Origin of the sequence: Pseudomonas sp. UBA6699 (assembly GCF_002454615.1) — a bacterium.
Lineage (GTDB): Bacteria > Pseudomonadota > Gammaproteobacteria > Pseudomonadales > Pseudomonadaceae > Aquipseudomonas > Aquipseudomonas juntendi.
In genome coordinates this window covers 1-21310 of record NZ_DKJF01000125.1, presented here as the reverse complement: position 1 = coordinate 21310, position 21310 = coordinate 1, and the positions used below count along the sequence as shown (strand labels likewise).

The following is a 21310-nucleotide window of genomic DNA, read 5'->3' as shown; positions in this document are numbered from 1 at the left end:
CAATCCCCATAAATCAAAGGCTCCAGCCATCTGCGACGGCCATTCAAAGGAGTATGCAATGGGTCATTTTCCAAGCTGGATGCTTCACAGCGCTCACAATTATCTGAAAGCTGCTGAGGTTTTGGACGCACAGAACCTGCCGCACGTTGCCCAGGTCAATGCGGCGATTGGGATGGAAATCCTGCTCAAGAGCTTCATTTCTGTGCCTGACCAGCATCAAGGTACATCCGGAGAGACCTACAAGCTCGACGCCGCGGCGTTGGCATCAGCTCATCAGCATCTGCAATGCGCTGACAAAACCAGTCGTAAAACCCCTGACAAGCACGACTTGTTGACGTTGTTCCATGCGATTCCCGAAGCGATTCGTCGCAGCTTGGCCCTGGACGGCCAGGAAGATTCCTTCGAGCGGTACCGCGATGTGTTCACCAATAGCCGGTATCCGTATGAGTCGAGCAGTTGGAAATTTTCCGATCCGGTGCTGATGAGGTTGCTGAGGTGGACTTTGGCCAACGCGGTTGGCTACTACAAGGAGCGAGGCTCGCAGGATCCGTTCGTGCTGGGTTACATCGCTGAGGTCCAAGCTCGATCTGCAGCGCAGTGATCGAGGCCGGGGGGGCTGGCTTCATATCTGCCCACCCACGGCCCCGGCAGCTTCATACGAAGTTGCGCATAATGACAGGGCCTTATGTTGAGCGGCGTCCGGATAATGCCACCGGCTCCGGACGTCGCTTAATATAGGGTCCATTATGCGTATCCAACTCTCGCTGTCTGATCGTGCCGTGCGCGATGCCAAGGCCTACATGGCCAACCCCGATCCCGAACATGCCGTCGAGTCTCTGATTGATTCGTATGGCGTCCTGGTTGCCGACATTCGCAAGCTGCGCTCCAGGGTTCGCCAGCTCGATGATGAGTCCGCCGAGATTGATGACCTGGTGGCCAAGCTGAGATCGGTCGCCGCGCTGATCCAGGATCTTTGACGAACCATGACAATTGAGGGGCCGACCTCGACATATGAGGGGCGGCTTTGACATTTGAGGGGCCGGAGCTGAGTACCTGGTTGAGATCAGGAGCGCCGCGACCGTCTCAGCCAGGTGCTCAGGTGCGGCGGACAAGCGCAGCGCGTCAGTTTTCACGCTGTTTTGCCGGCTTTCCTTTGGCGTCCAACCGCTTTTGATCGAGCTGCAGCACCGTTTCCAGGGCTAATCCGATCATGACATTTGAGGGGCAGGGCTCCAGGTGATTCGCCTGCCGGCCGCCGAAGGCGGTGGGGGTTCTGTTACACCCCCACTTTGGTATGGAGTTCCATACTTTCGGATCGCTCAGTCTTTCCGTGGCTTGCCACGGTTCTTACCCCTGCACACCTATGCGCTTGCTGCCTTCATTGCGCTCACCCTTCATGTACTCTTCCATTTCCATACCCTGAAGGATCGAGCTAATCACGTTGAGAGCTATAGGTTTGTGGGTTTCGTTGAGGCTTCTGAACCGTCGAAGCAGGCCCAACATCTGTATCTCTAGCCCTCGCTCCTCGTCGCTGAGCAAGATCTCATCGGTGGTACATCTGAAGTACTTCGCCAGCGCTATGACTTTGTCAGGTGGTGGCAGGTTTTTGCCCTTTTCCCAGCTTGCAACCGTGTTTTCTGCTACTCCAACAGCTTCCGCCACGATTTTCTGCGAAACCTTACTGACTGCCCGCTTATTTCTGATGTTCTCACCGATGCTCATCGCCGCTTCATCTGAATGCCCATGATTTATTGACTATATCTCCTGTTTTTTTATACAGCTAATACGTGTATTGGTGTCAGCCACGACGTATCTCTTGCAAAGAGCCTAACACATGACGTAGCCTTACCTTCGTCGTGTATTGGGTTGACAGGGATTTGGGATGTTCATCGACTGGCTTAGCATTTCACAGGAGCATCCCCATGATCTGCCCAACCTCGGCGGTGTGAAGTTTTTGACCATTGATGAGGAAACCGGCGACGTCATTTCCTCTAAACGTCCAAAGCACAAGCACCGTGAGAGCTTTTCTACGTCTATCGATATCCATATTTCAGGTCGTCGCATTCGCGTCGATGGCAACCCAAGCAGAGTAGGGCGGCTAGACAACCTGTTTGGATTTTCTACGATCGAGCAATGTGTTGCGGTTTTTAACAAGATTCTGAGTGAGTACGGTCTCCCACCGTTTACAAAATGTACAGAGGTACTCCTGCGCGATGGTGTTTCCGGTGCAAAAGCAGGTGATCTCGTCGCCGACGGAGCTGTAATTCAACGTATCGACTTGACCACTAATTTTTCAGTTGGCCAGGGTAATGTAAGGCCATATTTACGCGCAGTTTCAAGTCAGCGAATCGGACACTCGATTGGCTTTTTATATCCGAATGGTCGCACAGTAGTGTGGACTCCCGAAGGTGGTGGCCAGGGCGGTCGTCTCCAATATCGAAAGGCATATGAAAAAGCTGCTGAGTTGATCAAGCTTCTTCGCCGTATCAAGCGTCAATTCGGAGAAGACTCCGATGAGTATCGTTACGTAGTAAAGGTTCGTGAGTATTGCCTTTCCGAAGGCATTGTCCGTATGGAACAAGAATTAAAATCTGAATATTTGAAGCGTGAAGGGCTGGCCTACTGGGGCCTTTTTAGAGAAGCCCGCTTTATTGACATACATAATGAATTCCTTGCTCTGGATGAAAACTTGCAGGTGACCGCTATGGACATGATGACTATTGCCGACCAGCTGTTTGAAGGCGGCCACTGTAAAAGTCGGCAAGCCGCTAACGCCACTGCAGCCTGTGCTCATTTATGGATGTCTGGCCATGAATTGGATTTCAAAAAGTCTCAAACCAAAATTTATGCTGCGCGGCTGAAGAAAATTGGCATCGTTATACGGAATGCTTGTGACACCACTCGATTCTCACCTGTGGTTGTTCGTCAGTCTCGTGAGGTTGTGAAATCGTCTGTACTTATTCCGTCCTGGTATCGTCGTCCTAATCATTTGCAGATTGCCGCATGAAGACGTTTTCAGTTGATCATACGCAGCTATCACCTAATCAACGTCGAATGCTGGATCAGCAGAGGCTTGTTCGCTCAATGTTGAATCCGGTATTGGCTGATCAAGTTGCTCAAACCATTGCAGCACTTGAAGTTCGAAAAGAGCAGGGCGCACAACCTGAAAAACAGTGGGTCACTGTCAGCGATACTCGGGGCACTATTTCAATTGCTGAATGGATGGGATTTTAGCTATGACACAAGCATACACTGCTGGCTTTGCTCTTTCTGTCTTTGGTCGGATATTTCCAAACAAGGAACAGGGGATTTTTATTGACTTTCTGAAAACCCAACCCCGCAAGCAGTAATTTCGTATTCAGAGTGGATGAGCTATTGATGAATGAATATGAATTTTCATTGGCCATGCTTGGCCTAGGTATTGCCTGCACTCCGTTTATGTTGTTTTTGCTTCGCTATATAGAAGACACGTTCGAATAAGTCAAACGCCCACCAGGGCACAGTTTAAGCCGACCATTAGTTGTCGGCTGCCAATAGAGCAGAAGAGGGCACTCATGTCTAACCCAAATACTATCGTTGTTGAAGTCACTGGTCAGTACCGCACCGGCACCGCTGCTAAAAGCGGGAAGCCGTATTGCATGTATACGGCCTTTGTCCATTTGCCGAACATTCCTTATCCGCAGATGGCTGATTTCTACGCTGAGCTGCCTAACCAGGTGCCCCAGCCTGGTACTTATGAATGTGATGTTATTGCGAGCGTTCGGGATTCCCGCCTGAGCTTTGAGGTCGATCCTCGCCAAGGCCGTCGCGTAAGTACTCCACAGGCTAAGACTGCGTAATGCCCGGTTTATTGCATTGCCCTGGTGATCTGATCATGCAGAGCGGTGCATCACCAATGTGCTCGGCTGATTGGTTGGTTGTTCCATATACTCCGCCATTTGACCCTTCACAGCTTGATCCAGTCATTTTGGGCCAAGCATTCGGCGCTGGATTTACCTTAGTTGCAACCTTTATGGTCTTCTCTATGGGTATTCGAGCGTTTCTAAATTTCATCAAAACGAGTTGAGGCTTATATGCTTAAGAAAATCGGTAAAAAAAGTGTCGCCGCTGTCTTCTTCACCGCTGTTGTTTCGGCAAATGCTTTTGCTGCGGGTGAGGCCTGGGACTATTCTTCGCTCACCTCAGGCATCGACTTTTCTTCCATCAGCGTCGGTGTTCTTGCCGTAGCGGCGTTGCTCGCTTCTGTTTATGCCGGTATCAAAGGCGCTAAAATCGTTCTTTCCTTCGTTCGCGGCCAATAACTGCTTTGCAATAAAAGGGCTCATCGCGAGCCCTTTTTTTATTTCCGAGCACTGACTTATGGATCAACTTTACTACTTCGCAATGTTTGTTATTGGCTCAGGCTGTGCTTTTGCCGTTTTCTGGGGGTGGTAATCGTGAGAAAAATAGTTCTTTATGCTTTATTTGCGCTTTGCGCTCCATTTATTTTTTCAGCTACTGCCCATGCTAATCAGGAGTATTGGGCTTGTTACAACGGCACCAGCGCTCCTAATCCAGCTTATGAAACTTGCAGGAGCAACGGTTATAGTTATCAAAATCCTGATGATGCGGCATTGCAATACACATATGCCTATCGTAGCTGGATGATGAACCTCTATGGATCTAATTTTCTTTCTTGGGAAGCAGAGAGCATCAATTGCCAGCCCGCCGGGCTTCCTTTTTACTACGTATATACCTGCACATTTAAATCAACGTTAAAGGTTTTCGAGAATGGCAAGCTAAAAACCATTTACGAGGGGCAAGATGATTTTGCTTGGGTGTCCCGCCCTTTTAGTTGTGAGGTAAACCAAGTTTTCAAGGGTTTACCTTCTTCCGTCATAACATCACAGGAAGGGAAGCGCATTGTTCTTTCTAGGGCTCCCGGTGAAAATGTTTGCAGTAACAGTTGTGACTATACCGCTGGCCGTAGTGAAAAATGCTACATGAGTATTGGTTCGGACAACGAAGGTTTCTGTAATTACCATTATTCGCTCACTTTCGATGCCGCTGGCCATGAAATAGCTTGCACAACTGATCCTTCCATTGTTCCCGGCGAAGTAGGTGATGAACTTACTGATGCTTGTCCTGAAGGATATGAGTTTGCCAACGGCAGTAAGCAGTGCACTCCCATCCCTACTGATCCTGGTAGTGGTGGCGGCACTGGCGGTTCTGGCGGTGGTTCCGGGGGGGGTGGAGGCTCTGGCGGTGGATCAGGTGATGGTGGCTCTGGTGGTGGTACCGGTGGTGATGGTGGCTCTGGCGGTGGTACCGGTGGTGATGGTGGCTCTGGTGGTGGTACCGGTGGTGATGGTGGCTCTGGCGGTGGTACCGGTGGTGGTGGTGGCTCTGGTGGCGGCTCAGGTAGTGGATCCGGTGGTGGTGGCACTGGCGGCGGCTCAGGTGGTGATGGCAGTACCGACGGCGGTTCCAGTAACGAGACATTTACCTCACCTGGCCCCCTTGATCTATCTAGTGCAGTTGCCGGTCGTGACTTACAAACGAGGTCTCAAATTGTTGAGATGAAGCAAAAGATGATGGACTCTAATACCTATGCCGCTGCAAAAACTTCTTTTGATGGATCTTCGCATGCTTCCGCTGTGTGTCCTGTAGGCTCCGTCAATCTCTTTTCACAAGAAATTGTTTTTGACAGTCATTGCAAATTGTTTGATTTGATTGCGCCTATTTTGAAGGCCGTATTTCTTGCTATTTGGTCTTTGGTTGCAGTTCGCATCATTCTTTCTGCTTGAGGTATTCTATGCTCTCTGCACTTGCTAGCTGGCTAAAATCTATTATTGAGCAAATTGCAACCTGGGTGATTGATCTGATATTCATGCTTTTTAGCTGGCTATGGGGTGCGCTTTTGTTTTTGCTAGACTCACTAGGTCTGGCTGAGCAAATTCATAATTCCGCCGCAGCTTTCGAAGCAATACCAGACTCTGTGTGGTACTTCATGAATATGTTTCAGATTCAATTCGGCCTAGGCGCTATCCTTGTTGCTTACGTGATTCGCTTCATGATTCGCCGTTTGCCGGTGATAGGATAATGGCAGTCCATGCATATGTTGGCAAACCAGGCCACGGCAAAAGCTACGGCGTTGTTGAGCGGGTAGTCATTCCTTCTTTGAAACAGGGCAGGCATGTCGTAACTAACATTCCGTTAAATGCGGATGATCTTCTTGCAGATTTTGGTGGAACTATTCAACAACTACCCGCTGACTGGTTTGATCTTCCAGATCTTTCTGACTACGTTCTTCCTGGGTGCGTTCTTATAATTGATGAGGCGTGGCGTCGCTGGCCTCAGGGCCAGAAAGCCAATCAGGCCAATCCATGGGATAAAACGTTGCTCGCTGAGCATCGTCATATGGTGGACGCCAAGAACAACTCTATGCGAATTGTAATTGTCACTCAGGACCTTTCTCAGATTCCGAGCTGGGCAAGAACACTTATCGAAACAACTTTTCGAGTCGTTAAGCTTTCTAAGAATGTTTATAGGGTTGATGTTTATTCAGGTGTTGTAACTGGTGATAAACCCCCGGCATCAAGAAGAGTTCGTCAGTTTCCAGGTCGTTTTGATAAGTCAGTTCAAGCTTATTATCAGTCTGCAACGCATTCTGCCACTGGCACCGTAGGCGATGAATCTGTTGCAGATAATAGTGCATCCTTCCTGCGCTCTTATGGCTTATGGTTCTTGGTTGGCGTTGTTGTGATTGGTCTTTTCTTTGGCATCATGGGTGTAAAAAGCTTTTTCAGTAAACCGGACGAAAAAAACAATCGAGACTTGCATCATGTAAATATTTCACATCAACCCCCTGCGCCTAAACCAGCTCCAGTCGCTCCGCAAATTAATTATTCCGAGGCTTGGCGCTTAACTGGTTTCATCCATCCATCGGAGCCAGATCCGAATGCTAAGGTTGATCTCTCAGTCGCTGTTCTTGTTGATGCCTCGGGTCGAACTCGTTATGTCGCGTTTTCTAGATGTCGTTTTTTCTCTGACTTTAAAGAGGCGTACTGCGATATAGACGGTGAGCGTGTCACCACTTGGACGCCGCGAAAAACCTCTTTCAGTATGCCGCCTATCATCGGGGGCTTAGGCGGTGGGACTGCTCAGCGTAGCGTAAGCAGTCCATCCGGCTAAGCCATCATCTTCGCTGCATCTAAATATTGATTAGAGCCGCATCCTGTCGTCGGCGTAAATAATGGGGTAGGGGGTTTGTATGTCTTATTTGCATCGCTTTATTGCTATTTTTTGTTTTTCGGTAGTTCTCTCATCAGTGCATGCGGACGACCTTCCTCAGCCATTGTCGTTCGACTTTCAGACAATTCAGGTTTCTGACGCTCTCCAGGTGCTGGCAGATTATCGTGGCTTGAATCTTGTCCTGGGCGATGGAGTGTCCGGTTCGCTTTCTATGCGGATGAAGGACGTTACCTGGGATGAAGCCATTGAGTTTGTCACTGGTCCTCGCGGGCTTCTTTATACGGTGGAAGGCAAATTTCTTCATGTCAGCCGATATCAATCACCAGGTGGCAAGCAGGATAGTTATGGTCCTTTTTCCTCACCACCTGGTGTTCCGTCAGCTTCTGCCATCCCTTCATATAAGGTTTCAGTTTTGAAGGTTCGTAATATTCCTTCCTCGGATGCAATCAAGGCATTCCCACTTGATCCTGGTGAAAGCTTGAACGCTGAGGAAGGTTCTTCAGTTGTTGTTGCTCGTATGAGTGATGAACGCTTGGTTGATTTGCGCACTTACTTGGATGCGGTCGATTATTCACGCAAGCAGGTAATGATTGAGGCTCGAATTGTTGAAGTTGACCGTTCTTACACCAAGAATCTCGGTGTTAAGTGGTCAGGTTCTGTTGGCAGCGGTGCCGGCACATTGACTGGTATCGTGCCGCTGGGTTTGACGCCGGCTGCGATTGCTGGATTTGGCATTACGTCCAGGTCGTTCAATTTGGATGCTGAGCTCGATGCTATGGAACAGGCCGGCAAAGGTCGTGTGATTTCCAGCCCGCGCGTGATCACCAGCGATCGCCACCAGGCCAAGATAATCAAAGGTTCTCAGGTCCCATATCAGCAGTCAGCTGGTGACGGTGCAACGTCCATTTCCTTTAAGCAGGCAGCGCTGTCGCTCGATGTTACGCCGCTTGTGAATGATTCTGGCGTGCTCCTGGACGTGATCTTGTCGAAGGACGAGCCGGATTATTCGAAGGCCATGAGCGGCGTGCCGCCGATCAATACAACGTCGCTGACATCGCGTGTGTTCTCAGGCTTCGGGAAGACGGTTGCCTTGGGAGGTGTTTATTCGGATGCTGACAGCATCGTCGTGCGCAGCGTGCCGTTCTTTGGGCAGATCCCGGGCTTGAAATGGTTGTTCAACAGCACGTCGACGGTGAAGACGCAGACCGAGCTGGTTTTGTTCCTGACGCCGCGGCTGGTCGATGCTGACATATAACTATTCTAAATAGTAATTTAGCGTAGTTAGACGATTTAGTGCTGAAATGTAGGGTACACCGCCCCGTGGGAAAAATCCAAGGATGCGCATAATGCATATTATGTTAAATGTGATGCTGCGTCATAAGCGTTATGTGTCCAATCCCACATACCTCCGGTCATGAGGCTATCGCTAAATGAGGCGACTCATCATTAGTCATGCTTAACCCATTGATCTGATTGAATAAAATCGACCATTAAGGCAATGCCCTGCGAATTAAAGCGACATCTGTGCTGCTCAGCCTCATCATCTGAAGCCAAAGTGCCCAATTTTTTGAGTCAGACATCGATTCCTAAACCTTTTAGCGTTGGCAATTAATGAGGAGTTTTTCCCACTCTTCGGAGTAAGCGTCGTGAATCGACGAAAAATCCTCCCTTCAGAATGCAAGATTGAGGCGACTCTCCCGCGCTCGTGCAACAGATTGAGGCGACTTTCCCAGGTTTTGGAATCAATAAGGCGACTTTCCCACGCCTTGGAAGTAATGAGGCGACTTTCCACCAGCACCGCTGCTGCGTTCAAGTATGGCTTTAAGGATGTTTGTGCAGCTTTTATATCAGTTAGGGAGTATAGGGAAGTATCCAAATTTAAGAGCGCTTGATGAGCGCATTTGCCTGAACCTGAAGGAGCGCGCAAGACATCTGTCATTGATCCAGTCACGGCACTCTCATGTTGCGCCTAGCTAGGCTTGTCGTTACCATCAGTCATTCGACGCTTTTTCTTCGCAAAAGGTTGAAACTTCCGATTACTGTCATAACTGGAAGTCTATTGTATTCAAAATTCTGGCTGGTACTTCATGGCGCGCGCACCCCAACCCTTGTTCGAAACCCACGATAACTTCATCGAGCAGGACTTCAGTTTGCACGGCTCACCGCTGGCCTGCGTCGGCGCCTTTCTGGGCGAGTGTAACGCCGCACTGGAGGCTGACCGCGGCTACGCCGCGGTACGTTCGTTTCTGCGCGCCTTTTCCGACAACGCCCAGACGTTCAACTCGTACCGCAGTCATACCGAGCGCTTACTGCTGTGGGCGCTGCTGGTCCAAGGCAAACCGCTGAATCAACTCAAACGCCAGGATGCCCAAGACTATCTGAACTTCTGTCGAAACCCGCCAGATGACTGGATGGGTCCGGTGACCCGCAGCCGGTTCGTCAGTAACCCGCACGCGCTCGATGCCCGCGAGGCCTACATCCCCAACCCCAAATGGCATCCGTTTAATAGCAAGTCCCGCAAAGTGATCGCTGCAGAAACTCCCAGCACCCCGGAGTATCATGCTGCGAATGGCACGTTGAATCAGGTGTATACGGTCTGCAGTCGCTTCTATGAGTTTCTTGTTGAAGATGGCTTTGCTCAGACGAACCCCTTTCGGCTCCTTAAAAAAGGCAATCGATTCTCCACGGAAGCGCTGGGAGTTACTTCTTCGCGGGCACTTACGCCGTTGCAGTGGGACTTTGTGCTGGATACCGTTGAAGCAATGGCGAACGCCGAACCGGAGCGGCATGAGCGAACATTATTTATTGTTGCTACGCTGTTCGCCATGTACCTGCGGGTTTCAGATCTCTCCGGTCGTAAAAACTGGAAACCCACAATGGGTGACTTCCGCTTGGATGATGAAGGCAATTGGTGGTACTTCGCGGTGGGTAAAGGCAACAAGGCGGCGAAGATTGCCGTGCGGGATATCTACGTAGAGCGCTATTTGAAACGTTATCGGCGATTCCTGGGACTTCCCGAGTTACCTCATCCAGGAGAAACTACGCCTCTGATCACGACGCTCAACGGCCGCGCCGGTTTGTCTGATCGACAGATCCGCGCCCTCCTCCAAACCGTGTTTGATAAAGCCGTAGAGAAGATGCGCAGCGAAGGCCGCGCGAACCACGAGATGGAAAGTCTGCGCTGTGCGTCTGCGCACTGGCTACGTCACACCTCGGCCACCTTTGACGCGCCGCTGCGAAATCCTAAGGACCTGCAGGAAGACTTGCGTCACAGCAACCTCAGTACGACCCAGAACACCTATTATCACTCGCATGATCAGGAGCGCGCACATTCGGTCAAGCGCATTGGCATGCGTGACCGCGGTTGAACTCGAATCACTTGGTCGCCGATCGCCAGCCTGCCCTCCAACATGGCACGAATCCATTTTCTAGGAATTCACAGTGAAAATTACCGGGCTGGTCGAGATTGAGTGCATAACCGATATCATGTGTGACGTCTGCGGGAATTCTACGCGCCTGGCTGCGGGCATTTATCAGTATGGAACCCTACAAGCCCACTGGGGGTATGGCAGCGAACACGACGGCCAGCGATTCGAGGTACACCTCTGTGAGCACTGCTTTTTCCAGACCCTGGCGTACGTGAAGCAAGAGCGACGTGTTCAACAGCTGTTCAGTGATGAGCCGAAGGCTGAGAGCGGTGATTTGGGCTTGGTCGCCCAGGACGACTACTTCCAGGACGCGGGCCGCCGTTGACTGGTCGACCATTAGTCAGCCGGTGGATCCGAATTAGTGGTGGTCTATCTCTCAGCGGGCAGCTCAGAACTGGCTGCTGGCATCCCCTACCCCCTAATTCTTAAGGAGGGTCTCGCAGATGAGCGAAATTCGAAAGGCGAGGAATGTTGCCGGTCGAGAGGCGATTTTCCAGTCCAAGGCACAATCCAGAGTCATGGCCAGCGGAGATTGGCTGACCTGGCCTGAGCTAAATGCGCTGCTGCCGGAGTTAGCAGAGCAACTCAGCGCCGGCGCTCCTGGCCGGTATTTAGACGGTGCAATCTTCTCTATCAACTACGAGGGCGTGGAGTACTTTCCACGTTTTGCCATCGATGCATGCGCCTTGGCCATTGCGGCCCGGGGAATACAGCGCGTCATCGCTGTGCTGGCCACCAGGCTGAATGGCTGGGGCATGGCGTTATGGTTCGAATCATCCAATTCGTATTTGGGCGGTAAGCTGCCGAAGGACATCATATCGTCCGACCCCGACGCGGTGGTTCAAGCCGCACAGTACGAGATAGATGGGGCCTTGCATGGTTAGCGCTGCTCGTAGCTAGGCCCATCGCCGCGCCTCGCTCGCTATACCCAAGAGACAAAACCGCTTTATTTAGCGACGCCCTCCTCCATTCAGGCTTCCGGCCGGCAGTCTTCGGCAGTGCTAGTCAGGAATCTTCCACGATTCTCGACACGGTGTCCTGTACAGGCCAATTGAAAAACGGGGAGCAGCGGCGGTGGCCATAGGCATTTTGGATGTAGAAGGGGCCACCTTAGCCATGGAATGATCTACGCATAGCTACGCTGCTCCCCGAAGCGGGTTTCAGTGAGCAGCGATGGTAGTCGATCCAGGACGACATGAACACTATAGCGCTCATTTTGGGCGCTGAATCGACGGTCAAGGCTTGAGCGCCTCTTTTTTCACCTGTTTGATCAGCCCGTCGAAGCTCACCTCCGGGTCTTGGATAAGATACGCAGATACGATGAGGCTGAGTGGGTGGACACCCATGCGGCCGGCCAGCTCTTCAATTTTTTGGATGGTCGGCGACTTGAGTCCTCGTTCGAGGGAGCTTACGTAGGTTCGACTACTGACTACGGCGAAATCTTCCTGGGTCAGATCGTGCGAAATGCGCATGCGCCGCAGTGCCTCACCCAGGGATTCACGGATTTCCATCATCATTCCTCATAAAAGGAATGATGAAGCGCTATCGAACACGATAGGGCTACAATCTATAGTGTTCATTGTGGGATAATTTGAGTTTTCCAGCCCTGGTGACTGGTCGCCTAGGGGTATGCAGCGCTCAGTGGAGCCCGTTTTGATCTATTTGTCCGAATCTCACACCCGTACTGTCCGTACGGGTTCCTATTGTGAAATTGAAGGGATGTGCTTTTGGGTAACCTTGCGGCCGCTTTTCAACGGTGAGAGCGAGCGAGCAGCTGTGGTTGAAGATGCCTACGAACTCAACGTCTTCCTGTCCCAGGCAACGGGCGTCGAGATCGCGCAGGTACAAATGCTATGCCCTCCTTCCATCACCGGACGTCCGCACTGGAGTCTGGAAGAGCTTCGTAAGATTGTGATTCACCGTGGGCTTGAGTCCTCGCAAAGCGCAGTGATTTACGAGACTGCGGTGGCCACCTACAAATTAGGTGACCTCGATTTACGCCTGCGGAAACGGTCACACGCGTTGTACTCAGCGCGAAACCTGAAAGCGCGAATCACCAGCGCGGCCCCTCAACCTAAGTCTGCTGACGAACCGCAGTTGTACGCGCACTTTTGATGTAGGAACGCACACCGTCGTTGAACGGTGAAGCGTCCACACATGTTTTTTCGGCGCGAGGCCCCCGAATTGGTTGTTCACTGATCCGATGCCACCCGCGGCCGCTCTCCTGGCAGCCTTCCCTGCCCCACGTTAGGAAGATGAGTACTCATGGACACCCTAGCAAAAGCCGCAGACGCATTGCGGGATGCGCAACATATCATGGTGTTTACCGGCGCTGGCGTTTCTGCCGGCAGCGGCATTCCGACTTTTCGTGACCGACTAACCGGGTTGTGGGAGCGCCAAGACCCTCAACGGTTAGAAACCGCGAAGGCATTTCGCGAAAACCCGGCGCTGGTTTGGGGCTGGTACCTATGGCGTCGCCAGCAGGTCATGCAAGCTCTGCCCAATGCGGCACATCAGGCGATCCACCGGTTATCTGGCAGCGGTCGGAGTGTCACTGTGGTTACTCAGAATGTTGATGATCTGCACGAGCGGGCGGGCAATCAGGACGTGCTTCATCTCCATGGCAGCCTGACGCTTCCCAAGTGTTTCAGCTGTCATCGCTCTGTCGCGGGATCGCTTGAATTTCCGAGCTTTCCAGCGGAAGGCGCATTGATAGAACCGCCCCGCTGCCGACGGTGCAACGGTCGCTTACGTCCAGCTGTGGTGTGGTTTGGTGAGGATCTTCCGCCAGGCGCATGGAAAACCGCCAGTCGAACAGCACGACAGTGTAATGTCATGCTTTCTATCGGGACTTCCGGCGTGGTCCGGCCCGCTGCTGACTTACCAGAAATGGCGTTGGCGTCTGGTGCAGTGGTGATACACGTCAATACCCTAGATGTATCCATGAATGGGCCGAAAGAGATCATGCTGATTGGCCCCGCTGAGAAAATACTGCCCGATCTGGTTGCTCTGGCGCTGAACGACTGAGTTATCGCAGCGCTGCCAGTGTTTATTTCGTCCAAGCTCTCCCTTCGTCTGTTCCACTTGGCGGGCCTTAAAAAATCCGTGAGAATGTCATTTGGCCATTACCAAATGTACGGAACACTCATATGCCACGGAAGCGCAAAGGGAGCGGCGGCGGGTCGATCGCTCTGTACGCCCTGTTATTTGTTATTGCCCTCTTGGCACAGATCCCTAAACAGGTGTGGATTGCCATTGGGGTCGTCTTGGGCATAGGCGTATTGATATGGGCCGTCAGACGTGCCACCCGGGCAAAGCCTTACGTTCCTGAAGATGACTTTTCTGTCGAGATCGCTGCGGTGTCTCGACACGCAACGTCCCCCAGTGTCACTGTCCAGTTCAGCACCAGTACCCGCGAACCAGACTTCCATACTGTCCAGGTCGGCTCCTCCAGCGACAGTCAGAGTTACGCCATTCCAAAGCCAAGTGCCAAGCCCGCGGGGGTTCGTTGGCTGGCTGAAAATGAGTCCGTTAACGTGGCTGGGTTGGCCATCCCCGGCGGACTGCTTTACATCACCGAGCGGGCGACTCAATTTGGCCAAACTGAACCGTCCCTGATCGACGCCACGCTCCGTGTCGCGCGCTCACCGATGAACCTCACCGAGCGACAGATGCCGTACTGGCCAAGCTACCGGAGCATCACGCCCGAGGCGCGGCGAGCGTACCTGCAATGGTTGGCAGGAGGTCGTCGCCAGCCTGCTGATGCGGGTTACGTGTTCCTGTTTTTCTATGGGCTTGAACGCCGTGCGCTGATCGATGCACCGACCGACCCTCAGGCCAAGGCAGAAATCCCGGCCATCAAGGCCGAGGTCGAGCGTTTACTTGGTCTTTACGGCGATAACAATTCTTTCCGCGGTTACGCTACCCGTTTCCTCGCCCATATCGACGCGGGCGCTGTTCAGCCTCAGAGCTACCTAAGCGAGCCCGGCGCCAGCCCCGCAGATGGGTATGAGCTACCTATGTCCCTGCGCGTTGCGCTGGGACAGATGGCCGTGGACAAGTATCCGCTTAATTCGAGCTGGGCATTGGCCTGGGCGCTTGCAGAGCCCAACATCTCCAGGCGCACACCTGTGACGCGGTGTCCCGAGCAATTCGCAGCGCTCTTCAAACACGAATTCGCGAAGCGCTATCCCAGCGGCATTGTGCTGCCTCAGAACAAGACCAAGCTGAAGGTCGCCTATCGACCCGCTACTGCCGGATTGAATATTCCGGCAGTAGCCGTAGGTGACCTTCCTGATGTCGCGGCGACCTCAGGAACGCGTAACAAGCTGCAGGTCATTGTCGAGGACTGCACCTCCGTACTCGACGCTTTCAGTCGGTACCTAGGGCGTAATCCAGACGCCGGAGATAGCCTGGAAGCCATCCTGCAGTTGCCAACCGAACTCTGGCCTATTGAGGCAAAAGCAGAGCTCGAACAGTTGGAGCAACGCGTCGGGGGCGAAACCATCTGCATGAGTTTCGGAGAGCTGGCAGGTCGATTCAAATCGGCCGGCGCGCTTTCCCGTGACAAAGTGATCGCCCTTGCCCGGGCGTTGGAGAGCAAGCGGATCGGATTGGAACCCGACGTCCTGTCTGGCAGCCGCACCCCCAAGTCTGAAGACACCATCGCGCTGTTCGCGGCGGACTCTGACGAAGGCACGCTTCGCTCTACCGATGCCTACAGCGCCGCAGCAGTGACGTTAGACCTGGCCAGTGCAGTCGCTGCAGCAGACGGTGACACCTCGCTTGAAGAAGTAAGTCTGCTCTCAGGCCACATTGACTCGTGGGATCACCTCTGCATCGCGCATCGCAAACGCCTGAAAGCGCACCTCCAAATTCAGCTGAAGCAACCGCCCACGCTGGCAAGCCTCAAGAAGAAGCTTGAGCCCTTGACCCTCGAGGCCAAACGGAAAATTGCCAGCTTCCTGGCCCACCTGGCACATGCGGATGGCGAGGTGACGCCGCAGGAAGTGAAGCTGCTTGAGCGCGTGTACAAATCGCTCGCTCTCGATCCGCAGTTCGTCTACAGCGATCTCCATAGTGCAGCCGTTCGCCCTTCCCAGGTCATGGAGGCAATGCCTTCGACTGTCGCGCCGGCGACTGCGACGGAGGCGTCAGAAGGCATGGGTTCAGGCTTCGCACTGGACATGAGCAAGGTCGCTCGTCTGCAACAAGAAACGGCAGAGGTGTCGGCGCTTCTGGCCAGCGTCTTCAATGAAGAGTCTCCCCCCGAAACATCTGGCGCCTCGGCACCAGAAACGCTTCAAGATCAGGAGGGCAGTAGCGCCGAACAGCTTGCTACCGTTCATGGTTTGGACGTCGAGCATTCTGCCTTCCTCCGCCTGTTGGTTTCTCGGACTGAATGGAGCCGCGCTGAGCTGGAAGACGCAGCCAGTGATATGGAATTGATGCTGGATGGCGCCCTGGAACGGATCAACGACACAGCATTTGAGCTGTTCGACATGCCCGTGACTGAAGGCGATGATCCCATCGAAATCAACCCCGAAATTCTGGATGAATTAGCCCTATGAGTAAGATACGAGCCAAGGATCGCGACGCGGTCATTCAATCGCTGCGTGCGGGTGTTGTGCCCCGTGTAGGGCAGCACCTGATCCAGGTAGGTCGGGCGGGTGAACTCGACTCGCTGCTCAAGGATGTGGATCGTCTCGCAGATGGCGGCTCCGCATTCCGCGTCGTCGTTGGCGAGTATGGCGCGGGTAAAACCTTCTTCCTCAACCTGGTTCGCGGCATCGCAATGGAGCGCAAGCTCGTCACCATGCACGCTGATTTGAATCCGGACCGTCGTCTTCATGCTTCGGGTGGTCAGGCGCGATCCCTTTACTCCGAACTGGCCAAGAACATGGCCACGCGCACCAAACCCGATGGCGGCGCGCTCCAGGGTATCGTTGAGAAATTCATTTCCCAGGCTAAAACGGAAGCCAAGGCTAAAGGTGTTGAGAGCGAGGTCGTCATTCGTGAGTACCTGGCGGAGCTCACCGAAATGGTCAACGGTTATGACTTTGCCGACGTCATTGCTGCCTATTGCCGCGGTTTCGAGGAAGGCAATGAACAGCTTAAGGCTGATGCCATCCGCTGGCTGCGCGGGGAATTTTCCACCAAGACCGATGCCCGCGCTGCGCTAGGCGTCCGCACGATCGTCGACGATGCCTCCGTTTACGATCAATTGAAATTGCTGTCGCGGTTCGTGCGTCTGGCTGGCTTCGGCGGACTGATGGTGTGCCTGGATGAGTTAGTCAACCTGTACAAACTGGCGAACACTCAGGCCCGGAATGCCAACTACGAACAGATTCTTCGGATCCTCAATGATTCGTTGCAGGGCTCGGCTGAAGGCCTGGGCTTTGTGCTGGGCGGCACGCCAGAGTTTCTGATGGACACGCGTCGGGGGCTCTACAGCTACCCTGCCCTGCAATCGCGTCTCGCAGAAAACAGCTTTGCGAAGTCTGGACTGGTTGACCTTTCTGGGCCTGTCATTCGGCTCAGCAGCCTGACCCCTGAAGACTTCTACGTGCTGCTGCAGAAGCTGCGCAATGTCTATGCCTTCGGCGAAGCTGAGAAGTTCTTGCTGCCGGACGAAGCCATCCCAGCGTTTATGGCGCACTGCAACCAGCGCTTGGGCGAGGCCTATTTCCGGACGCCGCGCACGACCATTACCGCTTTCATCAACCTGCTCGCGGTCATCGAGCAGAACCCTACAGCGGACTGGCGCACCTTGCTGGGCGCGGTGGAACTGGCCAAGGATGAGGCTGGCCAACAGGATCTTGAAGTTGAGGCCGACGATGAGCTCGCCAGCTTCAAGCTCTGACTCTTCTTCGTTTGAGCGTCTTCATCCCGAGGTTCAGCAATGGGTCTGGTCACAGGGGTGGACGTCGTTACGTGATGCCCAAGAGTGGGCGGTACCAGCGTTGGTGGGCGCTGATCGCGATGTGATCATTGCAGCGTCTACCGCAGCAGGCAAAACGGAGGCCGCATTCCTCCCTATCCTGACCAACCTGCTCAACGACCGCGAGCCCGCCGGCGCAGTGCTATATATCAGCCCACTCAAGGCACTGATCAATGACCAATGGGACAGGCTCAGCCGGCTGTGCGAGCGGCTAGAGCTCCCCGTCGTTGCCTGGCATGGTGATGTGGCAGCAAGCAAGAAACAACGGTTCCTGAAATCACCTGAGGGCATCTTGCTGATCACGCCGGAGTCCCTCGAAGCCCTCTTCGTAAACAGGGGCTCAAGTTTGCCCGGGGCTTTTCAGAACCTGCGCTACATCGTCATCGATGAGCTTCATGCCTTCATTGGCAGTGAGCGCGGTAAGCAACTGCAATCGCTCATGGAACGGGTTGAGATCGTCGTAGGCAGGGCGCTGCCTCGCGTAGGACTTTCCGCGACGCTTGGGGAGATGTCGCTGGCCCGGAAGTTTCTGAGGCCGGTTCGCCCGGATGACATCACCATCATTGAGTCGAAATCCTCTAACCAAGAACTCCAGGTGCAAGTCCGCGGCTACCTTGAACAGCCGATGCAACAGGTGGTGGCGGAATACCCTGGGAAATCGTCAACAGATGAAGGCGACGAACAGGAGGAGACCTCTGGCACCAAGGTGGCAATTGCAGGCCATCTGTACAAGGTGCTGAGAGGGCACAACAACCTGATCTTCCCCAACAGGCGCCAAGAGGTTGAATGGTTTGCCGACCGACTGCGCTCACTGTGCGATAACGATGGCGTGCCAAACGAGTTCTGGCCGCACCACGGTAGCTTGTCCAAGGAACTGCGCCAGGATGCCGAGCGCGCGTTGAAGGCGGGAGATCCTCCTGCTTCTGCCGTATGCACTACTACCTTGGAGCTGGGTATCGACATCGGTAACATCCGGACGGTCGCACAGATCGGTTCCCCACCCTCTGTGGCAAGTCTCAGGCAACGGCTTGGCCGCTCGGGTCGTCGACCCGGTGAGCCTGCAATGCTCAGGGCGTACTGCCGAGAGCGCCCCTTAACGGATCAGTCTGATCTCTCCGATCAGTTGCGTGAGGGCCTTGTCCAAACGGTCGCTATGATCCGCTTGCTGATCGGTGGATGGTTTGAACCACCTCGGTCGGGAGGCTTGCACGCCTCGACACTGGTGCAGCAGTGCTTGTCGTCAATTGCTCAGCTCGGCGGTGCCTCGGCAGCGCAATTATGGGGAAATCTCATAGCAAGCGGCAGTTTTGCGAGCGTCACCAAGCCTGATTTTCTGTCTTTGCTGAAAGGTATGGGTGAGAAAGAGCTGATCGTCCAGGACAGCTCAGGACTTCTGCTGCCAGGCGAACTCGGGGAGCGATTGATCAACCATTATGAGTTCTACACTGCATTCACGAGCGATGAAGAGTTTCGTTTACTCAGGGATGGCAAGCCACTTGGCTCGCTGCCCGTCAGCAAACCCCTGACCAAGGGGCAACGCATCATTTTCGGCGGCAGACGTTGGCAGGTTCAGAGTGTCGACCTGGAAGCGAAGATGATCGTAGTCACGCCGGCGCGGGGCGGCGAGCCCCCTCAGTTTGATGGGCTAGGTGCGCAGGTGGATGATCGCGTCAGGCTTGAAATGCGAAACGTGCTGATGGAAACCACCCCCTGTCCTTTCCTGGACAAGCACGCTCAAGTCCTTCTGGAGGAGGCTCGGAGTAACTTCCGTGCCCTCGGATTGGGTAGCACGGCAATTGTTGGCTCCGCCAGTGTCAGCTACGTGGCGACCTGGCGAGGGGACTACACCAACGATGCGCTGGCCTTGCTGCTCCGGCATGTGGGCATTCACTGTGAAAACACAGGGCTCTTCCTGGAAGTTGCATTCAGTGAAGAGGATACGTTGCGAGCGTTGCGCGTGGTCGGTCAAATGGATATTTCAAATGTAGAGCCCATCTTGGAGAGCGTAGAAAACATGATCCGAGAGAAATGGGATTGGGCCCTTCCCCGCTCGCTCCTAATGAAGTCATTTGCCTCGAGCCATCTTGATCTCCAGGCCGCGGTTTTAACAGCACGACTTCTTGGCGAAGAGGCGTAGGGCGAGGCTAGCGCCCATGGCGTCTCCTCTCCTAGGATTTAGGCCTTGTTGGATGAATCGAAATCATCTACGATCTCTTCATACACCACTTGGTTAGGAGTCAGCACGGTAGCTGATTTCGCCTTGGGATATGCGAAAGCACATAAAAGCCACCTCCTGGGTGGTTTTTTTGTGCCTGCTGTTTTGGCCCCTGACGGACACTTCCAGCCTGTAGCAAAGACCCGACGCAAGTATCCCGACTCCAGGCTTGCTGGTCCACGTAATGGTGGCCAAGTTTGCCGATCACTTGCCGCTGTACCGGTAGGAGAAAATTTTTGGCCGCATCGAGCTGGCAATCGCTTTCTCGACCATAGCCCAGTGGGTTGGGCAAACTGACGTGCAATTCCGGCCGCTGGTCGATGCGCTGAGTGAACCTGTGCTGAAGCAGAGCGTGATTCAAGCTGATGAAACGCCCGTGCAAATGCTTGCGCCGGGCGAAAAGAAAGCCCATCGGGCCTACGTCTGGTCCTACAGCACTACGTCGATCTTGACGCTCGACTTTAGCCCAAGTCGCGCTGGCGAACACGCGCGCAACTTCTTGGGCGACTGGAACCCACTCATATTAGGTCTGATAAGCGAACGTTATCTGGCCTTGGGAGTGCCGTTGGGGCGGACTCGCTGGCTCACGCCACTACCGTGGCAGCCGAAGCGCTTACTGACGCCTTTGCGGCGTGGATATTGATATGGGTCAGTACCGCCCTGCTGCTGCCACCGATTGCCCTACCTAGAGGGCACCTCCCGACCCGAAGCTGCCCTTCACGAAGGGCAACAATCTGCCAATGGCGGTCATTCAGGCCGATTACAAAGGGGTTTCATTCAGCTTGATCCACATTTTTCATCGCGGCTTTCATACTCTCAAAATATCGCTTTTCGAGTATACCCAGAGCCTTAAAGGCCTTGACCCGCTTAGTCGGATCGTCAATGTCTAAGTTCTCGCCAGCCTTATCCAACTCAGCATGCGCGAAGTCAGCAAATTTATCGATGATTTCGGGCATCGTCATTAACATGCTTGCGTCGTATTGCTGCAACGCTTTGGACGTGAAATAAGATCGCACAGCATGCGCCCGCTCCGAAACTTTGGAGCTCCATATCAGCTGCGCGAGACCGACGCCTTGCTGAATCCCTCCAAGCATTACTTCAATAAACTGTATCAAGCCGACGTGGCTAATCATGAGTTCAGCAGAATCATGATATTTTGTGTTAACCAACACATTTTTTAGCCGCCGATCTGCTGTCACGAAAATAGATTTTTCGCCCTTTTCAAATTCGCTACTGAGCACGGAGACCTGAATAGCATCATGCTCAATCAGCAAAGGCGTTTTACCATGAGACAGGGAATTGGCATACGCCCGTTCCATGATGCTGTAGAGCTCTGAAAATACGGTGTTTTTAGGTATTGAAACGACCTCAAAACCTTGTTTGATCAACCAAGTCTTGAGCTTGGACTCATTGCTGAACGGAGCAAACCGAGCTAGATAGTCCGGGAATGTGATCTCCTGGTTATTGGCGATCTGAATCGCCCCTGGTTTCCTA

The 21310-nt window shown here is 53.4% G+C and carries 21 protein-coding genes and 1 pseudogene; 19 read left to right on the top strand and 3 right to left on the bottom strand.

Going from position 1 to position 21310, the window contains the following annotated elements:
- The first annotated feature begins 58 nt into the window (after nt 1-58).
- Both B3361_RS22670 and B3361_RS22665 read left to right on the top strand, forming a co-directional pair.
- Entirely contained in the window at nt 59-601 is a 543-nt protein-coding gene (locus tag B3361_RS22670; RefSeq protein ID WP_054904685.1) for a hypothetical protein, read from the top strand.
- A 145-nt stretch (nt 602-746) separates the two neighbouring features.
- Entirely contained in the window at nt 747-977 is a 231-nt protein-coding gene (locus B3361_RS22665; protein WP_286920381.1) for a hypothetical protein, read from the top strand.
- Nucleotides 978-1347: 370 nt separating this feature from the next.
- On the opposite strand, the gene B3361_RS22660 is transcribed toward B3361_RS22665, so the two are convergent.
- Nucleotides 1348-1722, bottom strand: coding sequence for a helix-turn-helix domain-containing protein (locus B3361_RS22660; protein WP_286920379.1), 375 nt, complete (start codon nt 1720-1722; stop codon nt 1348-1350).
- A 160-nt stretch (nt 1723-1882) separates the two neighbouring features.
- On the opposite strand from B3361_RS22660, the gene B3361_RS22655 reads away from it, so the two are divergent.
- From B3361_RS22655 to B3361_RS22605, 11 genes are all read left to right on the top strand, one after another.
- On the top strand, nt 1883-3007 hold the full coding sequence (locus tag B3361_RS22655) for a phage/plasmid replication domain-containing protein (RefSeq protein WP_286920378.1): 1125 nt from the start codon (nt 1883-1885) through the stop codon (nt 3005-3007).
- Nucleotides 3004-3234 (top strand): hypothetical protein, encoded by a 231-nt coding sequence (locus B3361_RS22650; protein WP_286920377.1) that lies wholly within the window; start codon nt 3004-3006, stop codon nt 3232-3234. Before B3361_RS22655 ends, B3361_RS22650 begins: the two co-directional genes overlap by 4 nt.
- Before the next feature lie 320 nt (nt 3235-3554).
- Nucleotides 3555-3839: a propanediol utilization protein gene (locus tag B3361_RS22645; RefSeq protein ID WP_286920376.1), complete on the top strand. Its 285-nt coding sequence runs from the start codon at nt 3555-3557 to the stop codon at nt 3837-3839.
- Nucleotides 3840-4073: 234 nt separating this feature from the next.
- Nucleotides 4074-4301: a hypothetical protein gene (locus B3361_RS22640; protein WP_286920375.1), complete on the top strand. Its 228-nt coding sequence runs from the start codon at nt 4074-4076 to the stop codon at nt 4299-4301.
- Nucleotides 4302-4436: 135 nt separating this feature from the next.
- Nucleotides 4437-5786 carry a hypothetical protein gene (locus B3361_RS22635; protein ID WP_286920374.1) on the top strand — a complete coding sequence of 450 codons (1350 nt, stop codon included), beginning with the start codon at nt 4437-4439 and terminating at the stop codon, nt 5784-5786.
- A gap of 8 nt (nt 5787-5794) precedes the next feature.
- The gene (locus tag B3361_RS22630) at nt 5795-6082 is read left to right on the top strand and encodes a hypothetical protein (protein ID WP_286920373.1); all 288 of its coding nucleotides are present in this window, start codon (nt 5795-5797) and stop codon (nt 6080-6082) included.
- Nucleotides 6082-7173: a zonular occludens toxin domain-containing protein gene (locus B3361_RS22625; protein ID WP_286920372.1), complete on the top strand. Its 1092-nt coding sequence runs from the start codon at nt 6082-6084 to the stop codon at nt 7171-7173. Before B3361_RS22630 ends, B3361_RS22625 begins: the two co-directional genes overlap by 1 nt.
- A 79-nt stretch (nt 7174-7252) precedes the next feature.
- Nucleotides 7253-8488 (top strand): hypothetical protein, encoded by a 1236-nt coding sequence (locus B3361_RS22620; RefSeq protein WP_286920371.1) that lies wholly within the window; start codon nt 7253-7255, stop codon nt 8486-8488.
- An 832-nt stretch (nt 8489-9320) separates the two neighbouring features.
- On the top strand, nt 9321-10601 hold the full coding sequence (locus tag B3361_RS22615) for a tyrosine-type recombinase/integrase (protein ID WP_047149825.1): 1281 nt from the start codon (nt 9321-9323) through the stop codon (nt 10599-10601).
- A gap of 73 nt (nt 10602-10674) precedes the next feature.
- A complete protein-coding gene (locus B3361_RS22610; protein WP_009681873.1) occupies nt 10675-10986 on the top strand; it encodes a hypothetical protein in 312 nt (103 codons plus the stop codon).
- A 118-nt stretch (nt 10987-11104) separates the two neighbouring features.
- Nucleotides 11105-11545 (top strand): hypothetical protein, encoded by a 441-nt coding sequence (locus tag B3361_RS22605; protein ID WP_009681872.1) that lies wholly within the window; start codon nt 11105-11107, stop codon nt 11543-11545.
- Between the two features lie 351 nt (nt 11546-11896).
- On the opposite strand, the gene B3361_RS22600 is transcribed toward B3361_RS22605, so the two are convergent.
- The gene (locus B3361_RS22600) at nt 11897-12172 is read right to left on the bottom strand and encodes a helix-turn-helix domain-containing protein (protein ID WP_016487079.1); all 276 of its coding nucleotides are present in this window, start codon (nt 12170-12172) and stop codon (nt 11897-11899) included.
- Between the two features lie 142 nt (nt 12173-12314).
- Between B3361_RS22600 and B3361_RS22595 the strand changes: the two genes are divergently transcribed.
- From B3361_RS22595 to B3361_RS22570, 6 genes and pseudogenes are all read left to right on the top strand, one after another.
- Nucleotides 12315-12776 (top strand): hypothetical protein, encoded by a 462-nt coding sequence (locus B3361_RS22595; protein WP_172828431.1) that lies wholly within the window; start codon nt 12315-12317, stop codon nt 12774-12776.
- A gap of 150 nt (nt 12777-12926) precedes the next feature.
- On the top strand, nt 12927-13688 hold the full coding sequence (locus B3361_RS22590; RefSeq protein ID WP_033690120.1) for an SIR2 family NAD-dependent protein deacylase: 762 nt from the start codon (nt 12927-12929) through the stop codon (nt 13686-13688).
- A 122-nt stretch (nt 13689-13810) separates the two neighbouring features.
- Nucleotides 13811-16231 carry a TerB N-terminal domain-containing protein gene (locus tag B3361_RS22585; protein WP_009681867.1) on the top strand — a complete coding sequence of 807 codons (2421 nt, stop codon included), beginning with the start codon at nt 13811-13813 and terminating at the stop codon, nt 16229-16231.
- Nucleotides 16228-17523 (top strand): ATP-binding protein, encoded by a 1296-nt coding sequence (locus B3361_RS22580; protein WP_009681866.1) that lies wholly within the window; start codon nt 16228-16230, stop codon nt 17521-17523. Before B3361_RS22585 ends, B3361_RS22580 begins: the two co-directional genes overlap by 4 nt.
- On the top strand, nt 17498-19738 hold the full coding sequence (locus tag B3361_RS22575) for a DEAD/DEAH box helicase (protein WP_033690117.1): 2241 nt from the start codon (nt 17498-17500) through the stop codon (nt 19736-19738). The genes B3361_RS22580 and B3361_RS22575 overlap by 26 nt, the downstream gene beginning before the upstream one ends.
- Nucleotides 19739-19961: 223 nt before the next feature.
- Nucleotides 19962-20330, top strand: a pseudogene (locus B3361_RS22570) (IS66 family transposase); the annotation flags it as partial.
- Between the two features lie 259 nt (nt 20331-20589).
- Here the strand turns inward: B3361_RS22570 and B3361_RS22565 are convergent.
- A partial coding sequence (locus B3361_RS22565) for a hypothetical protein (protein ID WP_286920370.1) occupies nt 20590-21310 on the bottom strand: 721 nt, incomplete at its 5' end.

Coding starts and splice junctions, on each gene's coding strand:
- B3361_RS22670 (WP_054904685.1), top strand. CDS start 59: ATGGGTCATTTTCCAAGCTGGATGCTTCACAGCGCTCACAATTATCTG.
- B3361_RS22665 (WP_286920381.1), top strand. CDS start 747: ATGCGTATCCAACTCTCGCTGTCTGATCGTGCCGTGCGCGATGCCAAG.
- B3361_RS22660 (WP_286920379.1), bottom strand. CDS start 1,722: ATGAGCATCGGTGAGAACATCAGAAATAAGCGGGCAGTCAGTAAGGTT.
- B3361_RS22655 (WP_286920378.1), top strand. CDS start 1,883: ATGTTCATCGACTGGCTTAGCATTTCACAGGAGCATCCCCATGATCTG.
- B3361_RS22650 (WP_286920377.1), top strand. CDS start 3,004: ATGAAGACGTTTTCAGTTGATCATACGCAGCTATCACCTAATCAACGT.
- B3361_RS22645 (WP_286920376.1), top strand. CDS start 3,555: ATGTCTAACCCAAATACTATCGTTGTTGAAGTCACTGGTCAGTACCGC.
- B3361_RS22640 (WP_286920375.1), top strand. CDS start 4,074: ATGCTTAAGAAAATCGGTAAAAAAAGTGTCGCCGCTGTCTTCTTCACC.
- B3361_RS22630 (WP_286920373.1), top strand. CDS start 5,795: ATGCTCTCTGCACTTGCTAGCTGGCTAAAATCTATTATTGAGCAAATT.
- B3361_RS22625 (WP_286920372.1), top strand. CDS start 6,082: ATGGCAGTCCATGCATATGTTGGCAAACCAGGCCACGGCAAAAGCTAC.
- B3361_RS22620 (WP_286920371.1), top strand. CDS start 7,253: ATGTCTTATTTGCATCGCTTTATTGCTATTTTTTGTTTTTCGGTAGTT.
- B3361_RS22615 (WP_047149825.1), top strand. CDS start 9,321: ATGGCGCGCGCACCCCAACCCTTGTTCGAAACCCACGATAACTTCATC.
- B3361_RS22605 (WP_009681872.1), top strand. CDS start 11,105: ATGAGCGAAATTCGAAAGGCGAGGAATGTTGCCGGTCGAGAGGCGATT.
- B3361_RS22600 (WP_016487079.1), bottom strand. CDS start 12,172: ATGGAAATCCGTGAATCCCTGGGTGAGGCACTGCGGCGCATGCGCATT.
- B3361_RS22590 (WP_033690120.1), top strand. CDS start 12,927: ATGGACACCCTAGCAAAAGCCGCAGACGCATTGCGGGATGCGCAACAT.
- B3361_RS22585 (WP_009681867.1), top strand. CDS start 13,811: ATGCCACGGAAGCGCAAAGGGAGCGGCGGCGGGTCGATCGCTCTGTAC.
- B3361_RS22580 (WP_009681866.1), top strand. CDS start 16,228: ATGAGTAAGATACGAGCCAAGGATCGCGACGCGGTCATTCAATCGCTG.
- B3361_RS22575 (WP_033690117.1), top strand. CDS start 17,498: ATGAGCTCGCCAGCTTCAAGCTCTGACTCTTCTTCGTTTGAGCGTCTT.